At 70.5% G+C, this 18,065-nt stretch carries 18 protein-coding genes; 8 read left to right on the plus strand and 10 right to left on the minus strand.

Annotated features, from left to right (window positions below; all coding sequences use genetic code 11):
• Positions 1-175 precede the first annotated feature (175 nt).
• The 5 genes from P3T41_RS28605 to P3T41_RS28625 all read right to left on the minus strand — a co-directional run bounded on the left by P3T41_RS28605 (position 176) and on the right by P3T41_RS28625 (position 6,821).
• The gene (locus tag P3T41_RS28605; protein WP_280693432.1) at positions 176-1,603 is read right to left on the minus strand and encodes an FGGY-family carbohydrate kinase; all 1,428 of its coding nucleotides are present in this window, start codon (positions 1,601-1,603) and stop codon (positions 176-178) included.
• Between the two features lie 72 nt (positions 1,604-1,675).
• Complete coding sequence (locus P3T41_RS28610; RefSeq protein WP_280693433.1) at positions 1,676-3,139, minus strand: FAD-binding oxidoreductase; 1,464 nt, start codon at positions 3,137-3,139, stop codon at positions 1,676-1,678.
• Positions 3,140-3,202: 63 nt separating this feature from the next.
• The gene (locus P3T41_RS28615) at positions 3,203-3,979 is read right to left on the minus strand and encodes an SDR family NAD(P)-dependent oxidoreductase (protein ID WP_280693434.1); all 777 of its coding nucleotides are present in this window, start codon (positions 3,977-3,979) and stop codon (positions 3,203-3,205) included.
• 63 nt (positions 3,980-4,042) lie between these two features.
• Positions 4,043-5,512 carry an NAD-dependent succinate-semialdehyde dehydrogenase gene (locus P3T41_RS28620; RefSeq protein WP_280693435.1) on the minus strand — a complete coding sequence of 490 codons (1,470 nt, stop codon included), beginning with the start codon at positions 5,510-5,512 and terminating at the stop codon, positions 4,043-4,045.
• Positions 5,513-5,837: 325 nt separating this feature from the next.
• The gene (locus P3T41_RS28625; protein WP_280693436.1) at positions 5,838-6,821 is read right to left on the minus strand and encodes an IclR family transcriptional regulator; all 984 of its coding nucleotides are present in this window, start codon (positions 6,819-6,821) and stop codon (positions 5,838-5,840) included.
• Positions 6,822-7,188: 367 nt separating this feature from the next.
• Between P3T41_RS28625 and fae the strand changes: the two genes are divergently transcribed.
• The 5 genes from fae (at position 7,189) to P3T41_RS28650 (ending at position 11,460) form a co-directional block, all read left to right on the plus strand.
• A complete protein-coding gene (gene fae, locus P3T41_RS28630) occupies positions 7,189-7,746 on the plus strand; it encodes a formaldehyde-activating enzyme (RefSeq protein WP_280693437.1) in 558 nt (185 codons plus the stop codon).
• An 84-nt stretch (positions 7,747-7,830) separates the two neighbouring features.
• Positions 7,831-8,745 carry an NAD(P)-dependent oxidoreductase gene (locus tag P3T41_RS28635; RefSeq protein WP_280693438.1) on the plus strand — a complete coding sequence of 305 codons (915 nt, stop codon included), beginning with the start codon at positions 7,831-7,833 and terminating at the stop codon, positions 8,743-8,745.
• Positions 8,746-9,068: 323 nt separating this feature from the next.
• A complete protein-coding gene (cyaB, locus tag P3T41_RS28640) occupies positions 9,069-9,629 on the plus strand; it encodes a class IV adenylate cyclase (RefSeq protein WP_280693439.1) in 561 nt (186 codons plus the stop codon).
• A 193-nt stretch (positions 9,630-9,822) separates the two neighbouring features.
• Complete coding sequence (locus P3T41_RS28645) at positions 9,823-10,863, plus strand: hypothetical protein (RefSeq protein WP_280693476.1); 1,041 nt, start codon at positions 9,823-9,825, stop codon at positions 10,861-10,863.
• A gap of 186 nt (positions 10,864-11,049) precedes the next feature.
• Positions 11,050-11,460 carry a PPOX class F420-dependent oxidoreductase gene (locus tag P3T41_RS28650; protein ID WP_280693440.1) on the plus strand — a complete coding sequence of 137 codons (411 nt, stop codon included), beginning with the start codon at positions 11,050-11,052 and terminating at the stop codon, positions 11,458-11,460.
• Positions 11,461-11,567: 107 nt separating this feature from the next.
• Here P3T41_RS28650 and P3T41_RS28655 read toward each other — a convergent pair whose 3' ends face one another.
• The gene (locus P3T41_RS28655) at positions 11,568-12,128 is read right to left on the minus strand and encodes a TetR/AcrR family transcriptional regulator (RefSeq protein WP_280693441.1); all 561 of its coding nucleotides are present in this window, start codon (positions 12,126-12,128) and stop codon (positions 11,568-11,570) included.
• Between the two features lie 85 nt (positions 12,129-12,213).
• Between P3T41_RS28655 and P3T41_RS28660 the strand changes: the two genes are divergently transcribed.
• Positions 12,214-13,062, plus strand: coding sequence for a patatin-like phospholipase family protein (locus tag P3T41_RS28660; protein WP_280693442.1), 849 nt, complete (start codon positions 12,214-12,216; stop codon positions 13,060-13,062).
• A gap of 215 nt (positions 13,063-13,277) precedes the next feature.
• Here the strand turns inward: P3T41_RS28660 and P3T41_RS28665 are convergent, their stop codons facing one another.
• On the minus strand, positions 13,278-14,627 hold the full coding sequence (locus P3T41_RS28665) for an MFS transporter (RefSeq protein WP_280693443.1): 1,350 nt from the start codon (positions 14,625-14,627) through the stop codon (positions 13,278-13,280).
• Positions 14,628-14,887: 260 nt separating this feature from the next.
• The gene (locus P3T41_RS28670) at positions 14,888-15,637 is read right to left on the minus strand and encodes an SDR family oxidoreductase (RefSeq protein ID WP_280693444.1); all 750 of its coding nucleotides are present in this window, start codon (positions 15,635-15,637) and stop codon (positions 14,888-14,890) included.
• A gap of 91 nt (positions 15,638-15,728) precedes the next feature.
• Here P3T41_RS28670 and P3T41_RS28675 point away from each other — a divergent pair, with 91 nt between their 5' ends.
• Together P3T41_RS28675 and P3T41_RS28680 are read left to right on the plus strand one after the other, a co-directional pair.
• Positions 15,729-16,127 carry a helix-turn-helix domain-containing protein gene (locus P3T41_RS28675; RefSeq protein WP_280693445.1) on the plus strand — a complete coding sequence of 133 codons (399 nt, stop codon included), beginning with the start codon at positions 15,729-15,731 and terminating at the stop codon, positions 16,125-16,127.
• Positions 16,120-16,560: a hypothetical protein gene (locus P3T41_RS28680; RefSeq protein WP_280693446.1), complete on the plus strand. Its 441-nt coding sequence runs from the start codon at positions 16,120-16,122 to the stop codon at positions 16,558-16,560. Before P3T41_RS28675 ends, P3T41_RS28680 begins: the two co-directional genes overlap by 8 nt.
• Here P3T41_RS28680 and P3T41_RS28685 read toward each other — a convergent pair.
• Both P3T41_RS28685 and P3T41_RS28690 read right to left on the minus strand, forming a co-directional pair.
• On the minus strand, positions 16,536-16,865 hold the full coding sequence (locus tag P3T41_RS28685) for an antibiotic biosynthesis monooxygenase (protein ID WP_280693447.1): 330 nt from the start codon (positions 16,863-16,865) through the stop codon (positions 16,536-16,538). The two genes, P3T41_RS28680 and P3T41_RS28685, sit on opposite strands and share 25 nt — an antisense overlap.
• A 577-nt stretch (positions 16,866-17,442) precedes the next feature.
• The gene (locus P3T41_RS28690; RefSeq protein WP_280693448.1) at positions 17,443-17,985 is read right to left on the minus strand and encodes a flavoprotein; all 543 of its coding nucleotides are present in this window, start codon (positions 17,983-17,985) and stop codon (positions 17,443-17,445) included.
• Positions 17,986-18,065: the final 80 nt, after the last annotated feature.

An 18,065-nucleotide genomic window follows, 5' to 3' on the forward strand; every position in this document is an offset into this window, starting at 1 on the left:
GCGGTTGGCCTGATCTCAGATTAGCTATGGAAAAGGCGTCGAGCTAGGGGGAAAAGGCGATCCGAAGAAGTAGCAAATTATGATGCTAGATCACATCGCGACTGCTTTGCGGGAGTTCACCGTCCCCGATTCTCGGGGGCACCGTTTCGAGGATGCCGGCTCCCCGCGCGCCGGGTCAGCCGAAGAGCTGATACGAGGCGCGGTAGACCGGATCCGTGCGCGCGGCGATGTCCTGGCGCACCGCGTGCAGGCGTTGGTAGAGGCGGTGGTTGTCGGGGTCGGGCGCGAAGGCGGCGCCCGGGTGGACCATGGCGGCGACGGCGTCGTCGAAGCTCGGATGCAGGCCGAGGCCGACCGCCGCGCAGATCGCGGCGCCGAGTCCGGCGGCGTTGTTGACCGCGGAGCGCAGCGCCGGGATGCCGAAGACGTCGGCGAAGATCTGCATGATCAGGTCGGAGTTGGCGCCGCCCCCGGAGACGATGGTCTGCCGGTACCGGGTGCCGAGTTCGGCGGCCATCGTCGTGCCGTGGCCGTAGACGGTCAGGGCGAGCGCCTCGAGGATCGAGCGGTAGATGTGGAACCGGCCCTGGCGGCCGTCGAAGCCGAGGATCGAGCCCTTGCGGTAGGGCGCGTCCGTGGGGGCGAGCCAGTCCAGGACGGTCATCAGCCCGTCCGAGCCGGCCGGGACGGCGGCGGCGCCGCGGTTGAGGACGTCCTCGACGGTGAGCCCCTCGCGGGCGGCGGCCTGCGCGGCCTCCTCGCCGAGCAGGTCGCGGAACCAGCTGACGGTCCACATGCCGCGCCGCACGCCGAGGCTCTCGTAGAGGTACGCGTGGGGGCGGCTGGCGTAGTTGGTCCAGAAGCCGGTCGCGTCCTTGACGTTGCGCGCCCCGGTGGTCATCCCGGCCACGTAGGTGCCGAGCGAGACCAGCAGCGTGTCGGGCCTGCTCAGGCCGCAGCCGAGCGCCTCGACGGCCTTGTCGTTGGCGGTGGCGACCACCGGCAGGCCGACCGGAAGGCCGGTGTGCGCGGCGGCCTCGGCAGTGAGGTGGCCGAGGATCTCGCCGGGCTGCACGGTCTCGAATAGCAGCTCGCGCGGGATGCCGTACTCGGCGAACTCCGCTTCGTCCGTCGTCCATCGGCCGGTGTCGGAGTCGATGGGCCACATGCCGGCGTAGTTGGCGGCGGTGTCCGTGCACCGGCCTGTCATCCGGCGGGTGAGGTAGCCGGAGGAGGTGGTGACGTGGCGCACGCGCGGGTCGGTGTGCTCGTAGGGGCGCGAGACGCGCTCGTCCATCCAGCTCAGCACCGGACCCGCCAAGGTGCCGTCGGCGAGCAACAGGGCGCGGCAGAACCGGATCGTGCAGAGACCGACGCCGACGATCTCGGCCGGGGCGCCGGGGAAGGCGGCCATGGCGCGGCGGCTGGCCTCGCCGATGGAGTCCCAGAGGTCGTCCTGCGGGTGCTCGACGACGCCGGGGCGGGGGGTGTCGTAGGGGCGCAGCGCCTGCCGTCCTTCGCAGACCACGTTCCCGAGCTCGTCGAAGACGGTGACCTTCGAGCTCTGGGAGCCGTTGTCGATGCCGATCAGGTAGCGCGTCATGCCTGCTCCGAGGTGTGCTGTTCGCGGCCGGTCCGGATCGCCGGGGCCGATGGGGAGGCGGAGGCCCTGCGGTCAGGAGCCGAGCGGGAAGATCGTGCCCTTGTTCATGATCCCGTTGGGGTCGAACGCGGACTTGAGCTTGGCCAGCAGGTGGTAGGCCGTGCCGTGCTCCTGCTCGGTCCACGCGGTGCGGTACTTGCCGATGCCGTGGTGGTGGACCATCGAGCCGCCGACCTTGAGGGCTTCTTCGACGATGATCGCGTTGAGCGGGAGGTGGTACTTCTCGATCTCCTCGCGGGGCTCGCAGTCGATCCGGTAGTCGTAGACGAAGTAGAGGTTCGTCCCGGTCTGGTAGCTGTGCGAGGAGTGCGCGCCGAGCATCGTCAGGTCCCCGGCATGGGGGTACTCGGTGCGGATGCGGTGCATCACGTTGTCGTAGAGCTCGACGGTGCGCGACCAGTCGGCGGAGACCTCGGTGGTGTAGCCGAGGTGCCGGTCGGCCAGCATGGTCGCCTTCTCGGCCTCGATCTTGTCGGTGCCCCAGTTGAGGTGGTCGAACCAGGCGCGGATCAGCTCCGGGTCGACCCTCGCGTGCGGGTACTGGGCGATCACGCGCCCGATCTCGTCGCTGGTGGCACGGACGATGCCCTTGGGGCCCTCGGCGACGAAGACCACCACGCACTTGCCCTGGTAGAAGTGGGCGAAGTGCTGGCGGGCGTCCTCGGGCGAGTAGAGCCGGACCACCGACGGCTTGAAGCCATTGGTGACGACCTCGCGGATCACCGCGAGGCCGGTGGCCATGTCGTCGACCAGGAAGCCGTGGAACTCGTTGTTCTCCGGCAGGAACTTGAAGATCTTGACGGTGACTTCGGTGATGTAGCACAGCGCGCCCTCGTTGCCGATGACGATGTGCCGGATGTCCGGTCCGGTGGAGCGGCGCGGGACGTTCTTGATCCGGCTGACCGTGCCGTCCGGGAAGACCGCCTCCAGGCCGACGACCATGTCCTCGATCGCGCCGTAGAGGGTGGAGAACTGGCCGATGGAACGGGTCGAGACCAGGCCGCCCAGCTGGGCCAGCGGCTTGGACTGCGGGGAGTGCCCGGTGGTGAAGCCCTGGGCGCGCAGCGTGTCCTCCAGCAGTTGGAGCGGCACTCCGCACTCGGCGGTCACCTGCATGTTCTCCGTGTCGATGGACAGGATGCGGTCCAGGCCGGAGCCGTCCAGGACGATGGTGTCCTCGACGATCGTCTCCAGGCCGCCCTCGGTGCCGGTGCGGCCGGTGCGCGCCACCACGTTGATGCGGTTCTCGTTGGCGAACGCCAGGACGGCGGCGACGTCCGCGGTGCTGGTCGCGTTGACGATCGCGGCCGGCACCGGCCCGTCGAAGATGCCGTGCACCGACTGGTACTTCTTGAACCGGTCGACGCTCGCCAGCCGCAACTGCTCTTCGTCGGTGACCACTTGAGCGGCGTCTACCAGCTCGGTGAGGCGCGCGACGATCTCCGCGCGGCTCAGCTTCGATACGGACTGGAGCATCTGGATCTACCTCGTTCTTGCGGGGGAACTCTGGGGGAAGGTCGGTGGGAACGGCAGGGTCGCTCAGCGGACCAGGTATCCGCCGTCGACGGCCAGCACATGGCCGTTCACGTAGTCGGAGGCGCGGCTTGCCAGGAAGACGGTCGCGCCCATCAGGTCGGCGACGTCGCCCCAGCGACCGGCCGGGATGTGGTCCAGCACGCGCTGGTCGGCCTCGGGGTCGGCCCGGGTGGCCTCGGTGATCTTCGTGGCGAAGTAGCCCGGGGCGATCGCGTTGACCTGGATGTTGTGCTGGGCCAACTCGTCGCAGTACGCCTTGGTGAAGCCGACGATGCCGTGCTTGGTCGCGGCGTAGGCGGGTGACCACTTGCCGCCGAGGAAGGAGAACATCGACGCGATGTTGATGATCTTCCCGGAGCGCTGCGGGATCATCCGGGCGACGGCCTGGTGGGACAGCTCGAACGCGGCGGTGAGGTTGACCGCGACCATCGGGTCCCACTCGGCGCGGCCGAACTCCTCGACCGTGGCGAGCTTGCAGATCCCGGCGGAGTTCACCAGGATGTCGAGCGATCCGAAGGCGTCCACGCAGCCCTGGACGATCTGCTCGGCGGCGCCGGGCGCGGTGATGTCGGCCTCGAGGAACTCCATCCGGCGCCCCTCGGCCTCGATCAGCCGGCGGGTCTCGCCGTCGTCCTCGACCAGCGCCGGCACGAAGACGTTCGCGCCGGCCTTGGCGAGCGCGAGCGAGAACGCCTGGCCGAGGCCGGTGTTGCCCCCGGTGACGATCGCGTTCCTGCCGTCCAGGGAGAAGAAGTCGCGGGAGAATTCGGTGATGTCCATGAGTGCTGCACCTTGGTTGGCTACGTGACGGTCCGTTGGTGGTGGATGAGTTGGGGGCGTGGGTCAGCCCGCGGGCCACTCCACGGCCAGGTACTGCGTCTCCAGGAACGCCTCGATCCCGGCCTGCGCGCCCTCGCGGCCCAGGCCCGACTGCTTGACGCCGCCGAACGGGGCGGCGGGGTCGGACAGCAGGCCCCGGTTCACGCCGACCATGCCGGACTCGATCCGCTCGGCCAGCCGCAGCGCGCGGCCGAGGTCACCTGAGAACACGTAGGCGGCCAGGCCGAAGGGGGTGTTGTTGGCGGCGGCCAGCACCTCCTCCTCGTCGCGGAACACCGCGATCGGGGCGACCGGCCCGAAGACCTCCTCGTGCATGATCCGGGCGTCCGGCGTGACACCGGTCAGCACGGTGGCCGGGTGGAAGTAGCCCGGCCCCTCCGGAGTCGGGCCCTGGGCCGCGATGGACGCACCACGCTCGACGGCGTCGGCCACCAGCGCGCCGATCCTGTCGATCGCGGCCTGGTTCACCATCGCGCCCAGCTCCACACCCTCCGCCAGGCCCGGACCGATCCGGACCGCCGCCATCGCCTCGCCGAACTTGCGGGTGAACTCCTCGGCCACGTCCTCGTGCACGTAGAAGCGGTTGGCCGCGATGCAGACCTCGCCGCCGCCGCGCATCTTGGCGTCCATCGCGCCGCGCACCGCCGCGTCGACGTCGGCGTCGGCCAGCACGATGAAGGGCGCGTTGCCGCCCAGCTCCATCGTGGTGTTCTTGACCGTCCTCGCGGCCTGCTCCAGCAGCAGCCTGCCGGTGCCGGTCGAGCCGGTGAAGGAGAACTTGCGCACCCGCTCGTCGTCCATCCAGACGCCGACCACCTCCGGCGCGCGGTCGGTGGGCACCACGTTGAGCGCGCCGGCCGGCAGCCCGGCCTCGGCCAGGATCTCGGCGATCGCGAGCGCGGTCAGCGGAGTCTCCGGGGCCGGCTTGAGCACGACCGTGCAGCCGGCGGCCAGCGCCGGCGCGACCTTGCGGGCGACCATGGCGGCGGGCAGGTTCCACGGGGTCACATGGGCGGTGACGCCGACCGGTTGCCGGCGGATCACGTGCCGGAAACCGCCGGCCGGGGAGTCGCCGAAGCCCGAGCCGATCCGCACGGCCTCCTCGGAGTACCAGCGGAAGAACTCGGCGGCGTAGCCGATCTCGCCCTTGGCGTCGCGCAGGGACTTGCCGTTCTCGGAGACCATCAGCCGCGCCAGCGGGTCGGACCGGCTCAGCATCAGGTCGTAGGCACGGCGCAGGATCTCCGCCCGCTGCCGGGGCGCCACCGTGCGCCAGCGGGGGAACGCCGCAGCGGCGGCGTCCACCGCTGCCGCGGCGTCGGCGGCTCCACCGGAGGAGACGTCACACAGCACCTTCGCGGTGGCCGGGTCGACGACCGGGTAGCTGCGGCCGTCGATCGCTGCCGTCCTCGCCCCGTCGATGTACAGATCGCGGACACCGGTGGGCGCTGTGACGACGTTGGTGGATTCCATGGCGGTGTTCCTCGTCTGGTTGCTTGGGCCGGGTGTTCGCTTGGGCCCGGTGTTTGCTTGGGCCCAGTGTTTGCTTGGGCCGAGCGGACGCGGCGGCGGTGCCGCGTCGGGGCTCGCAGCCGCGGCGCCGTCGCCGCGTCCCGGGCGGCCCAGTCGCCGCGTCCGCTCGGCCCAGGGGCTGGTCGGCGCGGTACGGCGGGCTCGCGTGTCAGGCCGAATCTACGAGGGGCGCGACGAAGCGGACAAGGCAACATCCAAGATCGCAACAATGGTTGCTTCTCCGACAACCACCCATGCGACGACTGCCCGGTGAGGCGGGCCCGCCTCACCGGGTGTAGGTCGTCCGCCGGTCGTCCGGGAGCCAGCCCAACTGGGTCGAGAGCTCGGCGGCGGTCCGGGCGGTGGCCTGGCCCGCCTCGGTCAGCCGAGGGCCCAGCCGCTCGCTCGGCCCCGAGACGTTGACCGCGGCGATGACCCGGCCGCGGAAGTCCCGCACCGGCGCGGAGACTCCGACCAGCCCGGGCTCGAACTCCTCGTGCTCCTCGGCCCAACCGCGCCGGCGCACCACCTGGAGCTCCGCCCACAGTTGCGGCAGGGTGTGCACGGGCGAGGCGGGTCGCCCCGGGGAGAGGTCCGGCTCGGTACCGAAGCGCACGAACAGCTCGTCCGGGGTGGCGTCCACCAGCAGCGCGCGCCCCGAGGAGGTGCAGGCGGCCGGCACCCACTGCCCCTCCCAGTCGTGGGCGCGGTAGGAGTGCCCCGAGAGCGAGAGCAGGGTGAGCACCTGCCGGTCGCGCAGCACGCACAGGTGCGCGGTCTCCTCCAGGTCCACCGCCAGGCCCTGCACCAGCGGTTGGGCCACCCTGAACAGGCGCTGCTCGTAGGTCCGCCCGGCCAGTGAGAACAGCCGCCAGCCCACCCGGTACTCCAGGGTGAGGGGGTCACGCTCCACGATGCCGTCCTCCGCCAGGGACCGCAGTGCCCGCGACACCTGGCCCTTGTCCCGGCCGACCAGCTGGGCGATCTTGACGACGCCCAGACCGCCGCCGTTCGCGCGGGCCTCGTCGGAGGCCAGCGCCTCCAGCAGTTCGACGTCACGGCGAAGACCGCGCCCATGCCCGGCGCTCGCCGGCCCGCGCGAATCGGGGGCGGCCGACGGCGGGGGCGAGGCTGCGGGCGAGGGTGACGGCGCGGCTGAGGGCGCGGACGGTCGGGGCGCGGACGGTCGGGGCGCGGGCGGTCGGGGCGCGGGCAGGCTCTCGAGGTCGCCGCCCTCGCTCGCGTCGCTGGGGGTGGGAGATGGCTGCACAGGCCAAGGGTAGGCGGCTCCGTCGGTCACCGTCCCTGGGCGACCGTGACGGTTCCGGTTGTCGCCAGCACAACCGTGGTTGCGATTGCCCGCGCAGCCTTGCCGGTCGATTCCGGGCGGACCTAGATTCCAGAGCACGTCCGAACCACGGTTGCGCGGCCGGCGCCGACCGGTCCTGCGGGGTGCCCTTGGCCGACGCCGGCTGACGTGGGCTGACCTCGGCTGAACTGGGCCGACCCCCGGCCGACTTCGGCTGCCCGTCCCGCGACCGGGTCGGGTACGCCCCGCGCGGGCCTGCCCGCGCCACGCGGATGCCACCCGTACCGCCCGTACCGCCCGTACCGCCCGTCTGTCTAGGAGCTCCGGCATGACCTTCGCCCGCACCGCCCTCATCGGCGAGTCCTTCGTCGGCCAGGGAAACAACGCGGCCCACACCAACATCGTGCTCGGCCGTCGTGGCGGTCCCGTCGAGGGCGCCTGGGCCACCGCGCTGGCCTCGCCCAGCGCCGGCTACGCGCCGTTCGTCACCGTGGTCCGCCCCTCCGTCCCGGTCAAGCCCTTCACCCTGTTCGTGAACAAGGCGGAGGCCGCCGGCGAACTGCACCAGCACGCCACCTGGGGCTCCGCCCAGGCCGGGCTGGCCGCCGGCGTCAGCGACGCCGTCGCGCAGGGGCTGATCCCCGCGGCCGAGGTCGAGGAGCTGCTGATCATCGCGGCGATCTGGGTCAACCCGCAGGTCGACGACCTGGACGAGTCCTTCCGCAACCAGCGGACCGCCGCCTACCAGGCGGTCGTCGCCGCGGTGCGGTCGCTGCCGAGCGTCGACGAGGTGCTCGCGGCCGCCAAGTCGGGCCCCGCCAACCCGTTCTACACCCCGAGCGCCGAGCAGCTGGCGGCCTCGGCCCCTGACGGGGCAGGCCGCTGAGCCAGCCGTCACGCAGTACCACCCGTCATGCAGCACCAGCCATTCACGCAGCAGTAGCCATTCACACAGCAGCGAGGAAACACCATGCGGATCGGATTCATCGGACTCGGGAACATGGGCGGTCACATGGCCCGCAACCTCATCGAGGCCGGCTATCCGGTCGTCGTGCACGACGCCCGCGAGGAGAGCGCCGCCCAGCACGTCGGCCTCGGCGCCACCTGGGCGGCGAGCCCGGCCGCCTGCGCCGCCGAGGCCGATGTGCTGATCACCATGCTGCCCAACCCGCGCATCGTGGAGGACGTGCTGCTGCGCGGTGGCGCCGCCGCCGCGCTGCCCGACGGCGCGCTGTGGATCGACATGTCGACCTCCACGCCGGCCGCAGCCCGGCGGGTCATCGAGGAGGTTCTCGTCCCTCGCGGTCTGCGGATGCTCGACGCCCCCGTCAGCGGGATGGCCAAGGGCGCCCGCACCGGCACCCTGCAGATATTCGTCGGCGGCGAGGAGGCGGACTTCGCCCGCGCGCTGCCGCTCTTCGAGGTGCTGGGCGACCCGCCGAAGGTCATGCTCGTGGGTGGCCAAGGAGCTGGCTACACCGTCAAGTTGATGATCAATCAGCTGTGGTTCTCCCACCTGGTCGCCACCTCCGAGGTGCTGGCCATGGGCGTCAAGGCCGGTGTCGACCTCGGCGTGCTGCGCTCCGCCTTGCTGGCCAGCCCCGCCGCGTCCAACTTCCTCGAGAACGACATGATGGGCATCCTCGAGTCGGGCGACTACGACGAGTCGTTCGCGATGGTGCTGGCCTGCAAGGACCTGGGCCTGGCCGTCGACCTGGGCCGTGACATCGGCGTCTCCACCGAGCTGTCCGCGCTGGTCGAGCAGATCTACCGGCGCGCCAAGGCCCGCTACGGCGACCTGTCCGGGGAGATGATCCCGGTCAAGCTCTATGAGGAACTCGCCGGCCAGGACTTCCGGCTGGCCAAGGAGACCGAGGTCTCCTGACCCCCCAGCCGCGTGGCGAGGATGCCACCCGCGCCCCCGACTGTCGCGAGCCCGGGCGCTGTTGGCTTCTTGCTCCGCCCCGCTGGTCAGCCAGTGGGGCGGAGCGCCGCGGCGGCCACTGTCCTTCGCGGTCCACGCAGCGGCTGCCCGGCGTGGCGGCTGGCCGAGCTCGGCGGCCAGGTGGGCGGTGATCCCCTCGTTCACCTGCCGCATGTCGGCGAGCAGCGGATCGAGCACGGTGGCGCCGGCTGTCTGCCACCTCGCCGGATGTTTGATGCCATGGTCGACGCAGGCGAGCGAATCGTCTGAGGAGAGGAGATCACGTGCCGATCGAGGCCGAACTGAAGGCCGTCGTCCGCGACCCCGAAGCGGTGATGGATCAGCTGGAACGCGACTGGGGGCACGGGCGCGCGCAGGTCTACCGGGACACCTACTACGACGCGCCGGACGGCTCGTTGATGCGAGCAGACCGGGAGTTGCGGATTCGCACGGTGCACAGCGACAGTGACACGCACACTGTCCTCACCTACAAGGGCGCCCGGGTGGATGACGCGTCCGGATCAAAGCCTGAGCACGAGACTCGTGTCGACGACGAGGCCGCCGCCCACGCGATCGTCCGCGGCCTGGGGTTCGTATCACGCATCGCGTTCGAGAAGCGTTGCAGGAACTACACGAGCACGCGGCACGGCCGCGAGCTGCTGGCGACCCTGGTGCGGGTGCCCGAAATCGACGGGACCTTCTTGGAGTTGGAGACCATGGCAGGGGATGAGCGTGATCTGGTGCCAGCGCTCACCGTCGTGCGCGCGGCGCTCCAGGACCTGGGGATTGGTGACGACGACCTCACGACCGAGTTGTACACCGACGCGGTGGCAGCGGCCCGGTAGACACAGGAGCGTGACGGTCACGGGGTGAGCAGTACGCGGCGCCGGAGGAGTTCGAAGCCAGCATCACAGCACCACGGTCATCGTCGCTCCCCTGTTCGTCGTCGCCAACTGATCATGCCGCACCCGCCACGGCGCACCGGAACCAGGGCACCTCGCTGGTCAGGGCGTCAGGGCGGCCCGGCATACTGACGCGGTGCCGATAGCTGAAGACCCTGACCCGCGCCCCTCCGAGGAGCCGGAGCCGACAGTCGCGGACCCGTTCGACGGGCTCGTCCTGGACGAGGACTTCGTTCGCGGCGCCGACGTCAAGGAACCGGCGGCACGCACCCGGATACTCGCGGCGCGCTGGCGGCTGGAGCCGCCGGTGGATCCGGGCGGCCGCCGCTGGTCACTCGATGCCCCCGGCCCGACCCGCCCGCGTACGAAGCGGGCCGGGTTCGCGTCAAAGCTCGGTTCAGGGGTGCTGATCGCGGTCGCCGTCGCCGCCACGGTCGTGGCCATCGGCATCGGGCCGGGCAGCGGCCTGCTCTCCCTCGGCGACTCCCCGCAGGACGTTCTGCCCTCGCACGCGCCGGGCTCACCGCGTCCGTCGACGGATGTCGCGCTGAGCGGCGGCGGGACCTCCGATGGCAGCAAGTGCGGCATGCGGGGATTCCACCGCTTCGCCCAGACGGTTACCTCCGCGCCCGCCGGCCCCGCCGCCATCGCCTTCGTCGACGGGCGGTCCGACACCCCGCCGGCGGGACCGCAACTCGCCCTCGGATCCTACGGGTTCTCCCAGGACTCGCCCGGGGATCCCGGGCACTTCACCATCGATCTCCTGCTCGGACCAGGCGCGAGTCGGTCGCTGGAGCTGTCCCCGCCGCTGGGTCCGCAGGGCGTGGCCGTGGAGATCGAGGGCCCCGACGGGCTGGTCGGCGGCGCGTACGACCTGCCGGTCAAGCTCGGCGACGGCACGGCGCACACCCCGCAGGGCAAGATCAACATCGGGTCGCCGGACGGCGCAACCGCCGAGGTGACGCTCCCCGCCCAGGCGCTCTGCCCGGGAATCGACGCCCTCGCCGTCCAGCAGCGCCTCAGCCCGCCGATCGACTCGACGAACACCATCACCGGCCCGGCGCCCTACACGCTCACCGTCTCCCTCGCCGACCCGGCGGTCGGCGCGCTCCGACGCGCGACGCGGTCACCACTCCAGGGCGACGTACTGAGCGCCACCAACCAGCTCCCCCAGTAGCGGAGTTGGACGGACCGGACTTCCTTCCACGGCGCCTGCGATCTATCGGAGCTGCTCGGCTGACAGCCGCTTGGCGGCAGCCCGGGTCTTGCCGTTTGTGCTCTTGGTCGGCGAGGTGTCCTGTGTGCGCCGGCAGGGGATTCATGTCGGTCGACACCGGCCGACGACCTGGCTAGGGTCGCGGGCGTGACGACCAAGTTGAATGATGCCGCCCGCAGGCTTCTTGACGATGTGAATCCCGCGGTGCTGGCCACCGTGAACCCCGACGGCAGCCCGCAGACCTCGGTGGTCTGGGTCGGCCGGGACGGCGACGACCTGCTGCTCTCGTCGGCAGCCGGTCGCCGCAAGGTCACCAACGTGGAGCGCGATGCGCGGGTCAGCCTGACGGTCTACGACCGGGCCGACCCGCTGCGATACCTGGAGGTGCGCGGTACCGCGACGGTGGCCGAGGACCTGGGCCGGAAGCTGGCCGTCGCACTGGCCGAGCAGTACGAGGGGCCTGGCGCGGGCGAAGAGTACCTGGAACTGCCGCCGGAGGTGGTGCGGGTGGTCGTCAGGATCACCCCGCAGCGGCTGGTCGGCACCTTCGCCGACTGACTGATCGGTTCAAGGCGAGAGAGCCCGCAGTCTTGTGCCTGGCGATGGACCGGTCCGTCCCCGCCTGACTGGTGCCGGCCGGGCGTGGCCCCGCGCCTCTCGTTCGTTCAGTGCCCCAGGAGTTCGGCGAAGCGGTCCAGCGCACGATCGGTGCGGTGGCGGTCGCCGGTGGCCGTGAGATCGAACAGCAGGCCCCGGATGACGGCCATGACCAACGTGGGCGTGACGGTGTCGTCAGGACCGGTGGAGACGTCCCGGAACGTGGCACCGAGAGTGTCGAACCAGTCGGTGATCGCCTGGCCTTGGTCGGGGTAGTTCTCGGGGTGGACCAGGCCGTCGGCGTGCACCTCGAAGAACAGCCGGACGAACGGTGCACGTTCGTCCGCGCTGATCCACGCCCAGATGCCGCGCAGCCGCTCCTGCACGGAGCCCGTCGCCGCCGGAAGGTGCTCGGCCAGGCGTGTCGCACCTCGGCGGCGGGCCTCGGCGAGGACCGCGGCGACCAACTCCTGTTTGCTGCCGAAGTCGTAGAGCAGCATCCGGGGGCTGGTGTCGAGGGCTGTGGCCAGCGGACGCAGGCTCAGCCCGGCCAGCCCGTGCGTCAGCACGTAGTCGGTCGCCCGTGCCAGCGTGCGCTCGCGCCGGGCGGGATCTGCGGGTCGCCCCACGGTGGATCTCCTCTCAGCGGCTCGGAATTGAAACAGCGTCAGCGAGTATATGGTACGACTGTTTCAATAACGAGGGGAGACCACTGTGCACACCTTCGACCGAGCACTCGTGCTGGGCCCCGGAAGTCACGTCGGCACGGCCTGGATGGCCGGGCTGGCTTACGGGTTGCGCCGCGACGGCGTGGATCTGGGCGAGGCCGACCTGATCGTCGGCACGTCGGCCGGCGCGATCGTCGGCGCGCTGCTCGCCACCGGCCAGGACCCGGGGCGGCTCGCGACCTCGCATCGCCAGCCCGCTCACCGGCTCAAGGCGGACCCCGCGCGGATGGGCGCGGTGTTCGCCGTGCTGGGCGACCGCAGTCTGGATCCCGGCGAGGCCAGGCGCCGTGTCGGCCGGCTCGCGCTCGACGGCACCGACCCCCAGGCCGATGAGGCGCTGATCGCGGGGCGCGCCGCCTTGATCGGTGCGGACGCGTGGCCGGAGCGGCGACTGCTGATCACCGCCGTGGACGCGACCACCGGTGAGCCCGCGGTGTGGGACCGCGCCAGTGGCGTGCCGTTGGTGCACGCGGTGGCGGCGAGCAGCGCCTTCCCCGGGGCCGCGCCGCCCGTTGCCATCGACGGCCGGCGGTACATGGACGGCGCGCTGCGGTCGGGCACCAACGCCGACCTCGCGGCCGGCGCCCGCACACTGGTCGTGGTCGAGCCGATGGCGCACCTGTTTCCCCGCGAGGCACTCGACCAGCAACTGGCGGCCGTGGGGGCGGACAGCGTGGTGACCATCGGCCCCGATCCGGCCTCGGTCCGCGCTTTCGGCTCGGACCCGGGCGACCTGGCGGCTTGGGAACCGGCCTACCGGGCGGGGCTCCGCCAGGCCGGCGATCTCGGCGGGCAGCTCCGCTCCATGTGGAGGGCGGAGGCCGACGCGGGCTGACTGCCGATCAGGTCGGTGATGCGCGACCGAAGTTCACCACCAGCTCGAAGCAGATCGCCACGCCAATCTGCGCGACCTCATACTCCGGCTCGGACCCCGGCCGCCATCTCCGCGGCACCGCCCACGACTTCGCGCGAAACGACGCCCGCCGTCGCGACAAGGCTTGTCGCGACGGCGGGCGTCCCGGTCCGTGCCGTCCCGGTTCGGTACGTGCGTCAGCTGTGCGAGCGCGCGGTGCGGGCGGCCTGGGCGAGGTCCAGGTGGGTGGTCTCCGGGGCCAGGAAGTGGGAGATCAGGCCGCCGAGGGCGAGGACACCGGCGCCCGTCCACATCACGAACTGGACGCCGAAGTGGTTGAGGCCGATCGGCAGCAGGAAGGTGCCGATGGCGGCGCCGACGCGGCTCATGGCGGCGGCGAAGCCCACGCCGGTGGTCCGGATGGAGGTCGGGAAGACCTCCAGTGGGTAAACCGCCGTCAGCGCACTGGACATGGCGTTCAGGAAGATGAAGAAGAGGAAGCCGATGACGACGACCGGGGTGGAGCTCGGCCACAGCGCGACCACCGCCAGGCTCGCCGCAGTGATCCAGAACGGCGGGATCAGCAGCTTGCGGCGGCCGATCCGGTCGACGACCGCGGTCCCGAGGGCGACGCCCAGCACGGCGGTGACCGAGTAGACCAGCAGCGCCATGGTGGCGTCGCTGCCCAGACCGAGGGCGTCGAAGACCTTCGACCAGAACGTGCCGATCGCGAAGTAGGGCAGCACCAGGAAGGCCCAGAAGGCGCTGGAGAAGACGGTGCTGCGGATGTGCTCGCGACTGAACAGGGCGCGGAAGCTGTCCTTGGTCTCGCCGTCGGCGACCTCGGCCTCGACGTCGATCTCCATGCCGTACCTGGCGATCAGCTCCTCGGCCTCCGCGCGGCGGCCCTTGCTCAGCAGCCAGCGCGCCGACTCCGGGACGCCGCCGCGCAGCGCCAGACAGGCCACGGCGATGATCGCGCTGCTGCCGAGCGTCCAGCGCCAGCCGCCGTTCACGTCGGCCAGGGCCGCGCCGACGATGGTGGCGACCATGTAGCCGACGTACCAGCTGACTTCCAGACTGGCCAGCAGGCGGCCGCGGTTGCGGCTGGGGGCGTACTCGGAGAGCAGCGGGGCGCCGATCGCGTACTCGCCGCCGATGGCGATGCCCATGATCAGCCGGATCACGAACAGTTGCACGCCGTCCACGACGAAGAACTGGGCGATCGATCCGATGAGGAAGACCACCATGTCGATGAGGAAGATCGGGCGCCGCCCGAGCTTGTCGGCCAGCCAGCCGAAGACCGGGCCGCCGACGAAGATGCCGATCAGCGGGGAGGCGCCGATCAGGCCCTGCCACAGCGTGGAGACGTGCAGGGCGGTGGTCAGCGCGGCGAGGGCCATGCCGATGCCGCCGATGATGTAGCCGTCGAGGCCCTCACCGATCTGGGTGGCGAGCTTCAGCTTGAGCAGTAGCCGCTTGCGGTCGCGATCGGCAACGGAGAGCTGGGGCGGGGTCGTTCGTTCGCCGACGGGCGTCGTTGCCATGTCAGTTCCTTGTCATCAGATGTTCAGTGGCCCGCGGTAGCTCTGGGCGGACGGTGGCGCGAGGCGCGGGCTGGCCATCCGGGGCAGGCATGAACCTACGGTCGGGCGTTGCGGAGAACAAGGAAGGTCTGCAGATCGCAACCATGGTTGTGCCAGCGACAACCCGCCTGCGCGGCACGCTGTAGCGGACGCGGACGCGGACGCGGACGCGGACGCGGACATGGACATGGACAAGAACGGCGCCCCTGAAGAACAGGGCGTCAGCGCATGCCACCGGAAGCGAGGATGACGTCCCCGGTGATCCAGCGCGCGTCGTCGGAGGCCAGGAAGGCCACCAGCGGGCCGTAGTCGTCGGGGGTGCCCGTGCGGCCCAGGGGAGTGGCGGCGATCGCCTGCGCTTCTTGATCCGACCCGGCGTATCCCATGGCCCTGCTGCCCTCGGTGTCCGACGGGCCGGGCATGATCGCGTTGACACGGATGCCGCGCGGGCCCAGTTCCTTGGCCGCAACGATGGTGAAGGCGTTGACGGCGCTCTTGGACGCGACGTAGAGCGAGGCGTACGGAGGGTGGGTGACCGTGCCGGCCGTCGAGACGTTGATGATCGACGCGGCCGCGATGTCGTCCTGCGCGGCCAAGGCCTGGGTGGTGAGGATGGTGCCCAGGAGGTTCGTGGTCATCTCACGCTGGAACTCGTCCTCGGTGATGTCCGACAGCGGTGCGAAGTTGACGACGGCCGCATTGTTCACCAGCACGTCGACCGGGCCGTACGCCTCGCGCGCCCGGTCGAACAGACGGCGCACGTCGTCGCTGCTGGCCACGTCCGCCTGGACCGCCATCGCCCGGCCGCCGTTGGCGGTGATGCCCGTGACGACTCGCTCGGCGCCCTGCGCATCCGTCCGGTAGTTCACCACGACGGCTGTGCCGGTCTCGGCCAGGGCCTGGGCGATCCCCGCGCCCAGGCCCTTCGATGCACCTGTGACGATCGCCGTACGTGCGTTGTTGCTGCTCACAGTGACTCCTTGGAACGTTGGTGCGTGCAGAAGTCACCGTAGGAAAGCTGATTACTATTGGGAAGTACATACTTTTTTGTAAGCTGCTGGCATGTTGGAAACAGAGCAGGTCGCGACGGCCGCCAGGCTCCTGGCCCATGACACCTTCGACAACAAGTGCCCGCTCAGGCCGATCATCGATCAGACGACGAGCCGCTGGGCGACGCTGATCGTGTCGGCCCTCATCGCCGGCCCGCACCGCTTCGCGCAGCTGCACGCGCGAGTCGGTGGCATCAGCCAGAAGATGCTGTCGCAGAACCTCAAAGCGCTGGCCCGGGCCGGACTTGTCGCCCGCCAGGTCGCGCCCACCAACCCGCCCCAGGTCACCTACAGCCTGACGGAACTCGGCACCAGCCTGGCCGGACCGCTGACCGATCTCATCCGCTGGTTCGGCCGGCACGGAGACGAGCTCCTCGCCGCTCAGGAGCACTACGACAGCCATCTTGCCTGACCTGACCCTGGCCAACGCGACAGCGGAAGAGGCCATCGACGCCATGATCCGCGAACCGGCCGAGGCCGAGTCGCACAATCGGCTTGCCTTCGCCGCCGTCTGGCGCGTGCTGGCCGGGACCACCGTCCCGAAGCGAACACGAGCTGACCGAACGTCAGGAAGAAGCAGGCATGAGCAACACCACACCCACCAGCGGCTCGCCGAGCACGGCACGGTCGTGCTCGGCGGCCGCGACCCGGACAAGCTCCGCGCGGTTGAGGCGGAGATCGCCGCACGGCCCGGCGGCCGCACGGTCTCCGTCGTGGCGGACCTGTCGGACCCCGCGGACCTATCGGACACCGTATGCAGGCGTTGCCGGTCAGCCGATCGGTGCCCAGCGCGACAGTTCCCGATACCCCCTGGGAGCGGTCAGATGGTCCAGTCGATCGGGTAGTTGACGATGGGGATGAAGGTGACGCCGGCCTTCTCGGTTATCGCCCGGGCATCCACGGTCATCTCCTTGAGCCGGCTCATCTGCTCCGCGTGCTCCTCGGACTCCCAGACGCTGACGTTGACCAGGGAACCGTCGGGCGAGGTCGCCCAGTGGTAGCTGATCAGGCCGGGCAGTGCCTTGATGGCCGGAATCAGGAAGCCGCTGATCGCCGCGGTCGCCGCCTGAACTTCCGGGAACCGGGCGGGATCGAAGTTGCCGCGTGAGACGCGGACGACTGCGGTCGAGGGGATCGAGTCGGCGGTCATGGAAGTCCCTGGGGTTGTTTACCTTCTGATGGACCGTCAGAATATGATGCCCGCCAGGAGGGTACGGAGTGAGATCTGTCACAGCGCGTCCTGTAGGGCGGCCGAGAAACCCGGAGCTGGACCGGGCGATCCTGGCAGCGGCCGAGCAGCAACGCTCCGAAGACCGAGCCCTCGAAGCGACGGCCGCCTACGTTCGGACTGAGGTGTTCTTCGCGAGCGGGATACTCCCGGTCGGCTTGCGGGCGCTGCAGGGAGCCGTAGACGCGGCTCCGGCTGCCACCGAACCACTGCAGGCGGCCATCGGGGCTCTCCACATGCGTGCTGCGGTCGTCGCGGGCCGGATGCGCGATGCCAGTGTCGCGCACATGCACCTCGCCGAGGCTGCGGGCCTTACCGCCAGCCTTCGTGAGACCCCCTACGAGGGAGCTGCGATCGGCCCGGACTCTCGGCGCATCCATCAGCTCTCCAGCTGATCCATCACCGCTTCGGGGTCGCGGACGACGGCTTTCAGTTCGGCCTCGATCGGCACGTGATCTCCTCCCGGCAGACGATTCACTCGCCTGCCTCGACCATGGCATCAGATGATCGCATCACGAACCGCGGCCAGTGCCGCGTTCCATGGATACGCGCGCGGGTTGCCCTGGCCAGGCGTGTTCGGCACGAACCCGTCGTCGCCCAGCAGGACGCGCACGCCTGCGGACCGGAGCACGGCGATGCTCTGTTCGAACTGCGGATGCGCGAGGAGCGCAGAGTTCACGCACGGCATGGTCACCAGCGGGATCCTCTTCCCGATGGCCTCGGCTGCGAAGCCGACGACGAACGAGGAGGTGAGGCCAAGCGCCCACGAGTTCAGGGTGTTGAAGGTGGCCGGTGCCAGCAGCGCGGCCGTAGCCGGAGGCCAGACATCGGGCTCGCCCGGGCGTCGGTGGCGGCTGCGTACAGGGTGGCCGGTGAGGCGCTCCAGCTCGGCGAGGTCACCAGCCAGCCAGTCGGCCGCCGTTGGCGTCAACCCCAGGCACACACTCCACCCATCGGCCTGGGCCTGCTCGACAACTGGTGCGAGGTCGAGCACGGGCGGTGCTGCGGACCCCAACAGATAGAGCACTCGATCAGTCGGCATGCTGTTGACAGTACGAGATTTGGATCACGGCGACCACGTTCAGGGGTATCGTCAGAGCGCTCGGTAGTCAGACCAGGGGA

The sequence above is a fragment of the Kitasatospora sp. GAS204B genome, from assembly GCF_029892155.1.
GTDB lineage: Bacteria > Actinomycetota > Actinomycetes > Streptomycetales > Streptomycetaceae > Kitasatospora.